Genomic DNA, 13,023 nt, shown 5'->3' on the forward strand with positions numbered 1-13,023 from the left:
GTTTTGCGGGTCTACCGGGTTTCAGATCCGGTCGACGAGGTCCGCGATGGAGTCGACGACCTTGGACGGCCGGTACGGGAAGTTCTCCACGTGCTCGGGCCGGGTCAGCCCGGTGAGTACCAGGAAGGTCTGCATCCCGGCCTCCATGCCGGCCAGCACGTCGGTGTCCATGCGGTCGCCGATCATGGCGCTGGTCTCGGAGTGGGCGCCGATGGCGTTCAGGCCGGTGCGCATCATCAGCGGGTTCGGCTTGCCCGCGAAGTACGGCTGCTTGCCGGTGGCCTTGGTGATCAGTGCGGCCACGGCGCCGGTCGCCGGGAGCGGGCCCTCGGCGGAGGGGCCGGTCTCGTCGGGGTTGGTGCAGATGAAGCGGGCGCCGTCGTTGATCAGCCGGACCGCCTTGGTCATGGCCTCGAAGGAGTAGGTGCGGGTCTCGCCGAGGACGACGTAGTCCGGGTCGTGGTCGGTGAGGATGTAGCCGATGTCGTGCAGCGCGGTGGTCAGGCCCGCCTCGCCGATGACGTACGCCGAGCCGCCGGGGCGCTGGTCGCCGAGGAACTGGGCGGTGGCCAGGGCCGAGGTCCAGATGTTCTCGATCGGCACCTCCAGGCCCATGCGGTTCAGCCGGGCGTGCAGGTCGCGCGGGGTGTAGATCGAGTTGTTGGTGAGGACGAGGAAGGGCTTGCCGGACTCGCGGAGCTTCTTGATGAAGGCGTCGGCGCCGGGAATCGGTACGCCCTCGTGGATGAGCACACCGTCCATGTCGGTGAGCCAGGACTCGATGGGCTTGCGGTCTGCCATGGTGCTGTGACTCTCCTGGCCTGCGTGCGGAACGAGCTGGGGGCGCCGGAACCACGCCGTACCGACGCCCCCAGGGTAATCAGGACTGGCTGATCCTGACCCCGTCGATCACCCAGTACCAGTTGTTGGACCCGGTGTAGCGGAACCGGAAGTTGACGCTGGAGGCTCCGGAGGGGACGTCGACGGCCAGCGACTGGGGCTGCGAGACGACGTCGGAGGTGTAGCTCTTGACGACGGCGGGGGTGCCGCCGTTGAAGGAGACCAGGATCTGGGCCGTCTGGGCGCCCTCCTGCCGGTAGAGGGTCGTGAAGTCCAGCCGCACCTTGCTCTTGCCGGTGACGTCGTACGCGGGGGTGACCAGGGTCGAGTCGTAGGTGCCGGAGAGGCTCTTGTCGGACCACTCGTCGGAGTCGGCGACCGCGAAGACGCCGCGGGCGCGGACGTTGAGTTCACGCCATTGGTCGCGCTGGGTGCGGGACCAGAACTCGTCGGTGGCGAAGGTCCAGCCGCGCCACTCGGTCATGCCGCCGGTGCCCATGGCGTTGTTGACGACGGACCAGCCGCTGGGCGCGGTGTGCGTGAAGCCGAGCACGCCGGCCGGGATGCCGGTCTCGTCCACCCGTCCGGTCAGGGCGGGCCGCAGGGCCTCGAAGGGGTCGGTGGACCGCTCCTGGACCGGCTTGCCGTCCAGGCCCCAGGCGGGGTCGACGGTGACGCCGAGCTGCTTGAAGACGGTGGCGGCGACGTCGACCAGCCGGGTGTCGATCGGGCGGGCGCCCGCGGCGATGCCGGGCCCGGTGGCGAGGACGAAGGTGCGCCGCTCCTCGATCGAGGATCCGCCGTGCCCGCCCGCGTCCATGTGGCCGTGGTCGGTGGCGACGATCACGGTCCAGCGCTCGGAGGCGTAGCCGGGCCGGGCCTTGATCGCGGCGCGCAGCCGGCCGAGGTAGGCGTCCTGGACGGCGATCTGGTCCAGGTAGGCCTGGCTGCCGGCACCTTGGTTGTGGCCGACGATGTCGGACTGGCCGAAGTAGACGAACATGACGTCGGGGTTCTGGTCCCGGATGATCGCCTCGGTCTCGGCGGCGATGGTGGCGTCGTGGCCGGTGTAGCCGTCGCGGTCGCCGTCGAGGACGAGCTTCGCGTCGGCGCCGGGGGTGACGGTGCCCTGGGCGTCCAGGGGCTTCCAGTCGACGGCGGCGTAGGTGGACAGCGCCGGGCGGACCTGGGCGAGGCGGGCCAGGAAGCCGGGGTACTGGGCGTACTTCTTGCCGGCGAAGGTGTTGTCCTTCACGCCGTGCTTGTCGGGCCACACTCCGGTGGAGATGGTGGACCAGCCGGGGCCGGAGGAGGTGGCGGCCATCGGGCTCGCGTAGAGCAGCGAGGTGCCGTACGTGCCCTCGCTCATCATGGCTTTCAGGTGCGGGGCGTTGGCCGCGTCGATGCGGTCGTGGCGCAGCCCGTCCATGCCGATGACGAGCACCTTGTCCGTGCTGGTGCCGTTCGGGAGCGTGGGGACGGCGTGGGCCTGGGAAGCGCTGGCGGTGCCGAGTGCCAGGGTGGCGGCGGTCGCCGCGGTGGTGGTGAGGACGGTGCGGCGGGACAGGTGTGACGTCACGTGATCCTCCTGGGGCGGGTGGGTGCGGGCATGGCGACGCCCCCGGTGGTGGTGCCAGGGGCGTTGCGGGTGGTGCGGCTTTTCAGGTGTGGCCTTGGTGGTATCGCCTCGGCGGGTGGATTCGAGGAGGCGGCTCAGCTGCCGGTGGCCGACTTCCAGGCGTCGACGTACGACGTCAGGTTCTTGTCGATGTCGTCCCAGTCGGGCTCGAAGACCTCGACGCCCTCCACGATCTTGGCCAGGGCGATGGCGTTGGCGTCGGTGGCCTTGACGTCCTGGCGGGCGCTGAAGCCGCCGCCGATCTCGCTGACCTGCTGCTGGGCACCCTGGCTCAGCATGAAGTCGAGGAGCTTCTTGCCGTTCTCGGTGTGCGGGGCGTCGGTGACGAGGCCCGCGGCATAGGGCAGGGCGAAGGTGGTGGGCTTGCCGCCTTCCTTCGCGGGGAACCAGATGCCGAGGTTCGGCATGGTCTTGGACTGGGCGAAGTTCATCTGAACGTCACCGTTGGCGACGACCAGTTCGCCCTTGTCGACCTTGGGGGCGAGCTTGCCGGTGGAGGCGGACGGGCCGACGTTGTTGGACTGGAGCTTGCCGAGGTAGTCCAGGGCGGGCTGCTGCCCGCCGAAGTCGTGCATGGCCTTGATGAGGACGGCGGTTCCGTCGCCGGCGACACCCGGGGTGGAGTACTGGAGCTTGTTCTTGTACTTGCCGTCCAGCAGCTCCTCCCACGTGGTGGGCGGCTGCTTCAGCTCGTTCTTGTTGTAGATGAATCCGAAGTAGTTGTTGACGACCGAGGTCCAGGTGGCGTCGGCTCCCTTGTCGGCGCCGTTGACCTGGTCGGAGCCCTTGGGGGCGTACTTCTGGAGCAGGCCCTTGCCGTCGGCCTGCTGGATGAAGGGCGGGAGGGTGACGAGCACGTCGGCCTGCGCGTTGTTCTTCTCGCGGGCGGCGCGCTGCACCATCTCGCCCGAGCCGCCCTCGACGTACTCGACCTTGATGCCGGTCTGCTTCTCGAAGTCCTTGAAGATCCGGTCGTACCAACCGTCGCCGTTCTCGCCCTTGAGGCCGTCGGCGCTGTAGACGGTGACGACCTTCTCGTCGGAGGCGGCCGAGTCGCCGCCGCAGGCGGTCAGCAGCGGGGTGGCGGCGAGTGACACCGCGAGGGCGATCTTGAGGGTGTTTCTGGGCATGGCGAGGTGAACTCCTTGCACGGGAAGGGGGATTGATCAGCGGGTGTCGATCAGCGGTACGAGGCTTTGGTGCGGACGCGGGAGACGGCGAACAGCGCGAGCAGGGTCGCCGTCATCAGGACCACCGCGAGAGCGGAGCCGGCGAAGAGGGCGCCGCGGTCGGTGGCCGCGTAGATCAGGACCGGAAGCGGGGTCCAGTCGGGCGGGTAGAGCATCATCGTGGCGCTCAACTCGCCCATGGACAGGGCGAAGCAGAGGCCTGCGGCGGCGGTGAGGGACGGCAGGAGGAGGGGGAGCCTGACCCGCCACAGGACGTAGCCGGGCCGGGCGCCGAGGGAGGCGGCGGCCTGTTCGTACGCCGGGTCGAGGCGGGCCAGGGCGGCGGACACGGACTGGTAGGCGAAGGCGGTGACCAGGACGGTGTGGGCGAGGATCACGATCTCCCGGGTGCCGTTGAGCAGGAACGGCGGCTTGGAGAAGGCGACCAGGATGGCGAGGCCCACGACCACGGACGGCACGGCCACCGGCAGCACGAAGAGCGCGTCCATGACCCTGCGGTACCGCCGCTTGAGCCCGGCCGCGGCGAGCGCGGCCCACGTCCCGGCGGTCAGGGCGAGCAGGCTCGCGGCGGCGGCCGTGAGGAGGCTGGTGGTGAGGGCCTGGAGGGCCTCGCCGCGGGTGGCGGACGAGTAGTGGCCGGTGGTGAAGCCGGAGGGCAGCACGCTCGACCAGTTGGTGGCGAAGGAGGCGCCGAGGACGACGAGGAGCGGAAGGGCGAACAGGGGCAGGAAGAGGACGAGGAACACGGCCCATACGGCCCACTTCGCCCCGCGGCTATGCACCAGCACGGCGGCTCACCACCCGGTAGAGGCCGTACAGGCCCACGGAGATCAGGACGTTGACGACGGCGACCACGCAGGCGCCCGGGTAGTCGGACTCCAGGATCGCCTTGCTGTAGACGAGCATCGGCAGGGTCGTGACGCCTTTCGCACCGGTGAACAGGACGATGCCGAACTCGTTGAGACACAGGACCAGGACCAGGCTGCCGCCCGCGGCGAGGGCGGGCACCGCCTCCGGGAGGATCACCCGGCGGACGATGCGCAGGGGGCGCGCGCCGAGCGAACCGGCCGCCTCCAGCTGGGCGGTGTCCAGCTGGGAGAAGGCCGCGAGCAGCGGTCGTACGACGAAGGGTGTGAAGTAGGTGATCTCGGCCAGCAGCACTCCCCAGGGGGTGGTGAGGAACTGGAAGGGGCCGTCCTGGGCGCCGGTGACATCGGTCCACAGGCCGTTGGCCATGCCGACCGTGCCGTAGATGAAGAGCAGGGCCAGCGTGATCAGGAAGGACGGGAAGGACAGGAAGACGTCGATGAAGCGGGCCACCGCCCGTGCCCCGGGGAAGGGCACGAAGGCGATGACGAGCGCGATCACGAAGCCGAGGACCAGGCATCCGACGGTCGACCCGGCCGCCAGCCAGACGGTGGTCCACAGCGCCTCACGGAAGGATTCGGAGGCGAAGACGTCGGCGTACGGCTGGATGGACGTGCCGCCGGAGTCGGGCTGGAAGGACTGCTGGACTACGAGGGCGAGGGGGTAGAGGAAAAGGAGAGTGAGCAGGACGACTGGCGGGACGGCACCCACCCAGGGGCGCGGGGCTCTGTTGAATTTGCGGCTACCGCCGCGCGGGCGCGACCAACCACGACGGACCCGCAGCCGACGAACAACCTCAGTCATGGCCCACTCCTGCGGCCAGCAGCGTCGCGTCCTCTGGGGAGAAGTGCAGGGTCACCTCGTCGCCATGGGCCGGCGGGTCCTTCAGTTCCCGCAGGTCGGCGATGACCCGGTGGCCGTCGACCTCGACGTACAGCCGGTGGGTGGCGCCGCGCCACTGGATCTCCCGTACGGTCCCGGCGAGCCGGTTGGGCCCGTCGCCGAGGCCGACGAGGTGGGGCCGTACGCACAGCGTCGCCTTCGCACCCGCCGCGGCGCCTTCCGTGTCCACCTTGAGCTCGCCGCCTCCGAAGGCGACGCCGCCCGAACCGACGGTCACCGGCAGCAGGTTGGCGTTGCCGACGAAGGACGCCGTGAACTCGTTGGCCGGCGCCCGGTACAGCTCCCGCGGGGTGCCGCAGGCCTGGAGCCGGGCGCTGTCCATCACCGCGATCCGGTCGGCGAGGGTGAGCGCCTCGACCTGGTCGTGGGTGACGTACAGGATCGTCACGTCCGGCAACTCGCGGTGCAGTCGCGCCAGTTCGGCGAGCATGCCGGAGCGCAGCCGGGCGTCGAGGGCGGAGAGCGGTTCGTCGAGCAGGAGGACGCCGGGGCGGATGGCGAGCGCGCGGGCGATGGCGACGCGCTGCTGCTGGCCGCCGGACAGCTCGCGCGGGTGGCGGCGGGCGTAGGCGGCCATGCCGGTCATCTCCAGGGCCTCGGCGACCCGGGTGCGGATCTCGGCCTTGGGGACCTTGGCCTGCCCCCGCTGTGCCTTCAGCCCGAAGGCGACGTTCTCCTCGACCCGCATGTGCGGGAACAGGGCGTACTGCTGGACGACCATCCCGATGCCCCGCCGGTACGGCGGCAGGTCCGTCACGTCCCTGCCGCCGAGGAACACCCGCCCGGAGGCGGGCCGTACGAACCCGGCGACCGCCCGCAGCGCGGTGGTCTTGCCGGATCCGGACGGCCCGAGCAGCGCCATGACCTCGCCGGGCTCGACGGTGAGGTCGAGGGAGTCGAGGACGACGTTGCCGTCGTAGGCGACCGACACCGAGTCGAAGCGGATGCCGGTCATGTGAGCACTCCCCGCAACTGCGCCACGCTGTCCAGCACATGACCCGCCCCGGCCGCCCGCAGCGCCCGCGCGTCGTGCGCGCCGGTCAGCACGCCCGCGACGACACCGGCGCCCGCGCGGACACCGCTGAGCATGTCGTACGAGGTGTCGCCGACGACGGCGATCTCCAGGACGTCGTCGGCGGCCGCCGTCCGCAGGAGCGCGGTGAGGACCATGTCCGGGTACGGCCGTCCCCGGCCCCCGGCGTCGGCGGGGCACAGGGTGAGGGGCACCAGGTCCCGCCAGCCGAGCGCGTCGAGGATCGCGTCCTGGGTGATCCGGGCGAAGCCGGTGGTCAGGACGACGGTGCGGCCGCCGGCCTGGAGTTCCTCGATGGCCTCGCGGGCGCCGGGGATCGGTGCGACGAGGCCGCCGTCGACGAGTTCGCCGTACGCCTTCTCGAAGGCGGCGTTGGCGCGCTGGGCCCGTTCCTCGTCGCCGAACAGATACCGGAAGACGGAGATCTTGGACTCGCCCATGGTGTCGCGCACGTACGCGAGCTTGTCGACGTGGTCGGGGCTGCCGGGTTCGACGCCCAGCTCCGCGGCGGCCGCCGCGAAGGCCCGCTCGACGAGGCCGCCGTCGGCGACGGTGGTACCGGCCATGTCGAGGACCACCAGCCGGATGTCCTGATGGAGCGTCATGTCTGTCACCAACCCAGTTCGTTCGCGGTCGTCTCGGCTATCGCGGGCGAGCAGGTCATGCCGCGCCCGCCGGGCCCGGTGACCAGCCACACCCCGTCGCGCACCTGCTGCCGGTGCACCACCCGCGCGGGGTCGGTGCACTGGGCGTACACCCCCGCCCAGCGGCGCCGGATCTTCGGCAACGGGCGGCCGAGGAGGGACTCGACGACCCCGGTGAGGTGGTCGTAGGGGTCCTCGACGGTGTCGAAGGCGAAGGGGTGCTCGTACTCGTGGGTGTCGCCGATGGTCAGCCCGCCGTCGGCGCGCTGCACCATCAGCAGTTGCATACGGTGCACCGCGGCGGTCTCCGCCTGCGCCTGACCGGCGTTGAGCGCGTCCAGGGCGGCGGAGGCGTACGCGGGGTAGTAGCGGAAGCTGTCGGCGTCGGCGACCGAGGTGGTGAGCGGCTCGCCGAGCGGGTCGGTCTGCATCATCTGCAGGCGGACGCGGCGCACCGGCAGGTCGGGTCCGGCCAGCTCGCGGACCAGGCCGCCGAGCCAGGCGCCCGTGCACAGGACGACGACGTCGCCGATGTGCACGTCCCCGTGGTCGTCGCGGACGGCGTTGCCGCCGATGACCTCGCGGACCTCCCGGCCGGGCTTGAAGGTGTAGTTCGGGGACTTCAGCAGCTCCGCGCGCAGGGCGAGCTGTGCGGTGCGCGGCTCGACGGCCGCGTCCCGTTCGCAGTACAGGGCGGCGGTGAACTCGCCGCGCAGGGCGGGGTTCAGGGCGCGCGCCTCGTCGGGGGTCAGCAGCTTGTGACCGCGGGCTGCGGCGTCCTCGCGGGCCACGGCGGCCTCGGCGACGGCGAGTTCGAGGTCGCCGCGGACGGGGGTCAGGGAGCCGTTGGGCCGGAAGCCGAGGCCCGGCACACGGCCCCCGATCCCCTCCCACAGCTCCCGGGCCCGCAGGGCGGTCTCGAGCTCCTCACCGCCCGCGCGTCCGCTCACCCAGATCTGGCCGAAGTTGCGCAACGACGCGCCGCGAGCCTCCGCCTCGCGCTCGATCTGTACGACCTCATGGCCGCGTTCCACTGCTTGCCAGGCGTGCATGGTGCCCACCACGCCGGCTCCGACGACTATCACTCTCACGACGGCCACGCTCCTCGGGATCGGGTAACCGGAAGGGTCCGGCTGACAACGAGAGCGTGAACTGGCTATCACGTTTGGGCTAGACCCGTTATCTGTTCGTGATATTCAAGGGCGTGCAGAACAGGTTCATTTCCGGACTTTTCAGCCGCCGAGATGGGCGGAGAAGGAGAAGCGGTCCCCTCGGTACAGCGTCCGTACCCGCTCCAGCGGAAGGCCCTCGGTGTCCCGTGAGACGCGGTGGATCAGCAGCATCGGGAGGGCGGGCGGCGTGCCGATGAGCAGCGCCTCGCGCGGGGTGGCCAGCACGGTCTCGATGCGCTCGTCGGCGTCGCCGAAGCCGATGCCCTGCCGGCCGAGGAAGGCGTAGAAGGAGGAGTCGGGGTCGAAGTCGGCGTCCAGGCGCGGCACCCGGGCCACGGCGACGTAGGTGCTCTCCAGGCCGACCCGCTCGTCGTCGGCGAGCAGGACGCGCTCCAGGTGCCAGACGGGCTCGCCGCGTTCGAGGCCGGTCTCGGCGGCGAGGGAGGCGGGGCAGGGGAAGCGGTCGAGGGTGACGAGGGTACGGCCGGGGGTGCGGCCCTGGCGCCGTACGCCCTCGGTGTAGCTGGCGAGGGAGAGGGGCTGTTCGAGCTTGGGCCCGGCGACGACGGTGCCCCGCCCCTGCCGCCGCAGCTTCCCTTCCAGCACCAGCTCGCGGATCGCCTGCCGGACGGTCTCGCGGGCGACCTCGTACTGCTCGGAGAGGTCGCGTTCGGTGGGCAGCGGGTCGCCCTCGCCGAGTTCGACGATGAGCCGGTCGAGCCGGGCCTTGACCGCGTAGTACTTCGGGATGCGGCCGTGCTCCGGGATGCCTTGGCGCACGGGGGCGCCGGGGGCCTGGTCGTTCGGGTAGTCCACGCAGGGATCGTCGCAGACGGGGCGGGCCGCTTCGGCGGCGGCCTCAGCGGCGTCTGCGGGCGAGGAGGAACCCGGTGCCGATCAGCAGGAGGGCGATCGCGGCGGCGATGGTGGCGCCCGGGGTCGAGGTGAGGCCGGTGCGGGCCAGTTCGTCGGCGAGAGAGAGCTCGTGGCGGGGGGCGTCGGTGGCGGCGGGCGGGGAGGTGTCCGGATCGGACGGGTGGGCCGGGTTCGCCGAGGCGTCACGGTCGGCGGGGCCGGTCGGAGCGGCCGTACCCGACGGGTCGTCCGCCGCGCCGGAGCGGTCTGCCTTGATCTTGAAACGGTAGTCGTTGGACTGGCCCACCCAGTCGCCGTCGCCCTCGTGGCGCTGCACGACGGCCGCGTTGGCGGTGACGTCGTTCGCCGCGGCGTCCGAGGTGAGCGCCAGCCGGACCTTCACGGTGAGGGTCTTGCGGGGGCCGACGGTGAAACCGGCGAAGCCGTCGAAGGCACCGACGAGTTCGTCCTCGTCGGTGGTCTCGAAGCGGACGGGGCGGGGGCGGGTGCCCTCCTGGGCGCCGTCCTGAGTGCCGTCCTGAGTGCCGTAGAACTCCAGGCGGGGCTGGGACGGCTTGAGGGCGCGCTTGCCGTCGATCAGGACGACCACGGGGTGGATACCGGTGCAGGTCCGGCCGGTGGTGTTGGTGAGGTCCAGGTACCAGGTACCGAATCCGCCGCCTGCCGTGTAGGAGGCGGGGCCGCCGTGGAGGCGGGTGGTCAGGGGGAAGGCACCGTCGCCGGTGGCACAACTGGGCAGCTCGACGGGAGACTCCGCGCGCACCGGGGACGCGGCGGCCAGGAGGGCGGCTGCTGCGAGGCAGAGGGGGACAGGTGTATGCAGTCGCATAAACACATGACCATGCCGGGTGAGGGCGGGGATGGGGCGGAGCCATTCCGTGGCGGGCCGGAAGTCCGCTCGATCAGCGGACGGAGGAAGTGTCGGGAGGAGCTGCCGGGAGGAGCTGCCGGCGCAGGGCCTCAGCCCTCCGCCCGCCCGAACAGCGGCGCCAGCAGCAGTTGCGCCGCCCCCTCGGCCACCCCCCGCCCGCCGCCGGAGGCGACCCGTACCGGTACCGCGTCCTCGCCCGCGCGCCCGGCGCGTTCCTCCAGGACCGCGGTGACGCCCCGTACGAAGGTCTCGGGCGCCGCCGCGATCGTGCGGCCGCCCAGCAGGACGAGGTCGACGTCGAGCAGGGCGACCAGGTTGCCGGCCGCGGTGCCGAGGACACGCGCCGCCTCCGCCATGTCGCCCCGCGCCACCGCGGCCAGGCACAGCGCCTCCACACAGCCGCGGTTGCCGCACCCGCAGGGCGGCCCGTCCAGCTGGACGACCTGATGCCCGAACTCCCCGGCCCCGGTACGGACGCCCCGGTGCACCGCGCCCCCGATCACGAGCCCCCCGCCGAGCCCCGCCCCGAAGTGCAGATACGCGAACGACGCGAAGGCCCCGGCCGCTCCCTGGACCGCGAGTCCGAGGGCGGCGGCGTTGGTGTCCTTGTCGACGACGACCGGCAGCGACAGCCGCCGTGCGAGCACGTCCCGCAGCGGGAAGCCGTTCCACTCCGGGAACCCGGTGACCCGGTGCAGCACCCCGCGCCGATGGTCCAGCGGACCGGGCAGCGCCACGCCGACCCCGAGCACCGCGCCCGGCCGGCCGCCGTCGCCCGCCAGTTCCGCCACTTCGCGCACCGTCCGCGCGACGACCGTCTCCGCACCGGCCCCCAGATCCAGCGCGGCGCTCCGCCGGGCCACCACGGCACCCGTCAGATCGCAGAGCACCGCCGTCAGCTCGTCCCGGTCCAGATGCACCCCCACCGCATGCCCGGCCTCCGGCACCAGCCGCAGCACCGTGCGCGGCTTGCCCCCGGTCGACGCCCGCCGCCCAGCCTCCGCCGCGAGCCCCTCCTCACGCAGCCGGGCGGTGATCTTGCTGACCGCCTGCGGGGTGAGCCCGGTCCGCTCGGCGAGTTCGAGCCGGCTGATGCCCTCGGGACCGGCCGTGCGCAGCAGATCGAGCACCAGCGCGGCGTTGTGGCTGCGCAGGGCGCCCAGATTCACGCCCACGACGCCACCGGCCGGGGCGCCCACGACAGCGCCACCCGAGCCGCTCACGCCGCTCCCGGCCACGGCGCCCGCCACCCCGCCTCCCGCCGCACCGCCTCCGGCATCAGCACCGCCGCCCGCACCCTTCGCCCTCTCCCAGCCACCCATCACCCGACCATTCTCCCTCGCGCTTGCACTTTGGCAACAGCGTTGCGAAAGTAGACGGCATGACTGGCACTCCCGGCACGACCGCTACTCCCCTGCGCGTGGGCCTCGTCGGCTACGGCCTGGCCGGCTCCGTCTTCCACGCTCCGCTGATCGCCACCACCGAGGGGCTCGCCCTGGACACGGTGGTCACGTCGAACCCCGAGCGGCAGAAGCAGGCCCGCACCGAGCACCCGGACGTACGCGTCGCCGCCACGCCCGACGAGCTGCTCGCCCGCGCAACCGACCTCGATCTGCTCGTCGTCGCGTCCCCGAACAAGACGCACGTCCCGCTCGCGACCGCCGCCCTCGAGGCGGGCCTCCCGGTCGTCGTCGACAAGCCGATCGCCGGCACCGCGGCCGAGGCACGCGAGCTGGCGGCGCTCGCCGAGGAACGCGGCCTGCTGCTCTCCGTCTTCCAGAACCGCCGCTGGGACAACGACTTCCTGACGCTCCGCCACCTCCTGGCCGAGGGCGAGCTGGGCGACGTATGGCGCTTCGAGTCCCGCTTCGAACGCTGGCGTCCGCAGCTGAAGGGCGGCTGGCGGGAGTCCGGCGACCCGGCAGAGATCGGAGGTCTGCTGTACGACCTCGGCAGCCATGTCGTCGACCAGGCCCTGGTCCTCTTCGGCCCCGTCACGCACGTGTACGCCGAGGCCGCGGTCCGCCGCCCCGGCGCCGAGACGGACGACGACACCTTCATCGCGCTCACGCACGCGAACGGCGTCCGCTCCCACCTGTACGCCTCCGCCACCACGGCCCAACTCGGCCCGCGCTTGCGGGTACTGGGTTCCGAGGCGGGCTACGTCAAGTACGGCCTGGACCCCCAGGAGGCGGCGCTGCGCGACGGCCTGCGGCCCGGCGCCGGTGCGGACTGGGGCGTCGAACCCGAGTCGCTGTGGGGCCGGGTGGGCGCCGGCGATTCCCCCCTGACCGGCGGCGGCCGCGCCGAACCCACCCTCCCCGGCGACTACCCCGCCTACTATGCGGCCGTGGCCGAGGCACTGCTGGGCGGCGGCCCCAACCCGGTGACCGCCCTGGAGGCGGCCGCGACCCTCGACGTACTCGAAGCGGCACGCCGCTCGGCCCGCGACGGAGTGACGGTGACGCTGTGACACACAAGACGCACAACCCGGAGATCACCCCGAAGTTCCAGCCGGAGCTCACCCCGCCCCTGGAGGAGCTGGAGGCCCAGGAACGGCGCCTGGTCTTCCGCCGGTTCACCTACGAGGACGCCTGGGCGCTGGGCTCCCTGCTGGTCGAGCTGGCCCGCGAGCGCCAGGCCCCGGTGGCCATCGACATCCACCGGGCCGGCCAGCAGCTCTTCCATGCCGCCCTGCCCGGCTCCACCCCGGACAACGACGCCTGGATCGCCCGCAAGCGCCGGGTGGTGGAGCGCTACGGCACCTCGTCCTACATCGTCGGCGCCCGCTTCCGCGCCAAGGGCACGACGTTCGAGGACTCCTCCCGCCTGGATCCCGACACCTATGCGGCCCACGGCGGCTCGGTCCCGATCAACGTCGAGGGCGTGGGCGTGATCGGCTCGGTGACGGTGAGCGGGCTGCCGCAGCTCGACGACCACCGGATGGTGATGGAGGCACTGGAGGAGTTCTTGAGCGGCCGGTAAGGG

At 71.9% G+C, this 13,023-nt stretch carries 13 protein-coding genes; 2 read left to right on the top strand and 11 right to left on the bottom strand.

The window, feature by feature from the left end; translation table 11 throughout:
• Window positions 1-21: 21 nt before the first annotated feature.
• From ACFQ6S_RS38355 to ACFQ6S_RS38405, 11 genes are all read right to left on the bottom strand, one after another.
• Complete coding sequence (locus ACFQ6S_RS38355; RefSeq protein WP_383419956.1) at window positions 22-801, bottom strand: HAD-IIA family hydrolase; 780 nt, start codon at window positions 799-801, stop codon at window positions 22-24.
• Window positions 802-880: 79 nt separating this feature from the next.
• Complete coding sequence (locus ACFQ6S_RS38360) at window positions 881-2,419, bottom strand: alkaline phosphatase family protein (RefSeq protein WP_383419958.1); 1,539 nt, start codon at window positions 2,417-2,419, stop codon at window positions 881-883.
• A gap of 134 nt (window positions 2,420-2,553) precedes the next feature.
• The gene (locus tag ACFQ6S_RS38365) at window positions 2,554-3,609 is read right to left on the bottom strand and encodes a 2-aminoethylphosphonate ABC transporter substrate-binding protein (RefSeq protein ID WP_383419960.1); all 1,056 of its coding nucleotides are present in this window, start codon (window positions 3,607-3,609) and stop codon (window positions 2,554-2,556) included.
• A gap of 50 nt (window positions 3,610-3,659) precedes the next feature.
• Window positions 3,660-4,457, bottom strand: coding sequence for an ABC transporter permease (locus ACFQ6S_RS38370; protein ID WP_383419962.1), 798 nt, complete (start codon window positions 4,455-4,457; stop codon window positions 3,660-3,662).
• Window positions 4,444-5,340 (bottom strand): 2-aminoethylphosphonate ABC transporter permease subunit, encoded by an 897-nt coding sequence (locus ACFQ6S_RS38375; protein WP_383419964.1) that lies wholly within the window; start codon window positions 5,338-5,340, stop codon window positions 4,444-4,446. The genes ACFQ6S_RS38370 and ACFQ6S_RS38375 overlap by 14 nt, the downstream gene beginning before the upstream one ends.
• The gene (locus ACFQ6S_RS38380) at window positions 5,333-6,394 is read right to left on the bottom strand and encodes an ABC transporter ATP-binding protein (protein WP_383419966.1); all 1,062 of its coding nucleotides are present in this window, start codon (window positions 6,392-6,394) and stop codon (window positions 5,333-5,335) included. The genes ACFQ6S_RS38375 and ACFQ6S_RS38380 overlap by 8 nt, the downstream gene beginning before the upstream one ends.
• On the bottom strand, window positions 6,391-7,077 hold the full coding sequence (locus ACFQ6S_RS38385; RefSeq protein ID WP_383419968.1) for a phosphonatase-like hydrolase: 687 nt from the start codon (window positions 7,075-7,077) through the stop codon (window positions 6,391-6,393). The genes ACFQ6S_RS38380 and ACFQ6S_RS38385 overlap by 4 nt, the downstream gene beginning before the upstream one ends.
• A 5-nt stretch (window positions 7,078-7,082) precedes the next feature.
• On the bottom strand, window positions 7,083-8,207 hold the full coding sequence (locus tag ACFQ6S_RS38390) for a TIGR03364 family FAD-dependent oxidoreductase (protein ID WP_383419970.1): 1,125 nt from the start codon (window positions 8,205-8,207) through the stop codon (window positions 7,083-7,085).
• A 141-nt stretch (window positions 8,208-8,348) separates the two neighbouring features.
• Complete coding sequence (locus ACFQ6S_RS38395) at window positions 8,349-9,104, bottom strand: GntR family transcriptional regulator (RefSeq protein WP_383419971.1); 756 nt, start codon at window positions 9,102-9,104, stop codon at window positions 8,349-8,351.
• 43 nt (window positions 9,105-9,147) lie between these two features.
• Window positions 9,148-9,993 (bottom strand): hypothetical protein, encoded by an 846-nt coding sequence (locus ACFQ6S_RS38400; RefSeq protein ID WP_383419973.1) that lies wholly within the window; start codon window positions 9,991-9,993, stop codon window positions 9,148-9,150.
• A 131-nt stretch (window positions 9,994-10,124) separates the two neighbouring features.
• Window positions 10,125-11,357 (bottom strand): ROK family protein, encoded by a 1,233-nt coding sequence (locus ACFQ6S_RS38405; protein ID WP_383419974.1) that lies wholly within the window; start codon window positions 11,355-11,357, stop codon window positions 10,125-10,127.
• A 59-nt stretch (window positions 11,358-11,416) separates the two neighbouring features.
• Here ACFQ6S_RS38405 and ACFQ6S_RS38410 point away from each other — a divergent pair, with 59 nt between their 5' ends.
• Window positions 11,417-12,508 (top strand): Gfo/Idh/MocA family oxidoreductase, encoded by a 1,092-nt coding sequence (locus ACFQ6S_RS38410; RefSeq protein WP_383419976.1) that lies wholly within the window; start codon window positions 11,417-11,419, stop codon window positions 12,506-12,508.
• Window positions 12,505-13,020 (top strand): heme-degrading domain-containing protein, encoded by a 516-nt coding sequence (locus ACFQ6S_RS38415; RefSeq protein WP_383419978.1) that lies wholly within the window; start codon window positions 12,505-12,507, stop codon window positions 13,018-13,020. Before ACFQ6S_RS38410 ends, ACFQ6S_RS38415 begins: the two co-directional genes overlap by 4 nt.
• The last annotated feature ends 3 nt before the right edge of the window (window positions 13,021-13,023 follow it).

The organism is Streptomyces sp. NPDC056479 (assembly GCF_042795335.1).
Classification (GTDB): domain Bacteria; phylum Actinomycetota; class Actinomycetes; order Streptomycetales; family Streptomycetaceae; genus Streptomyces.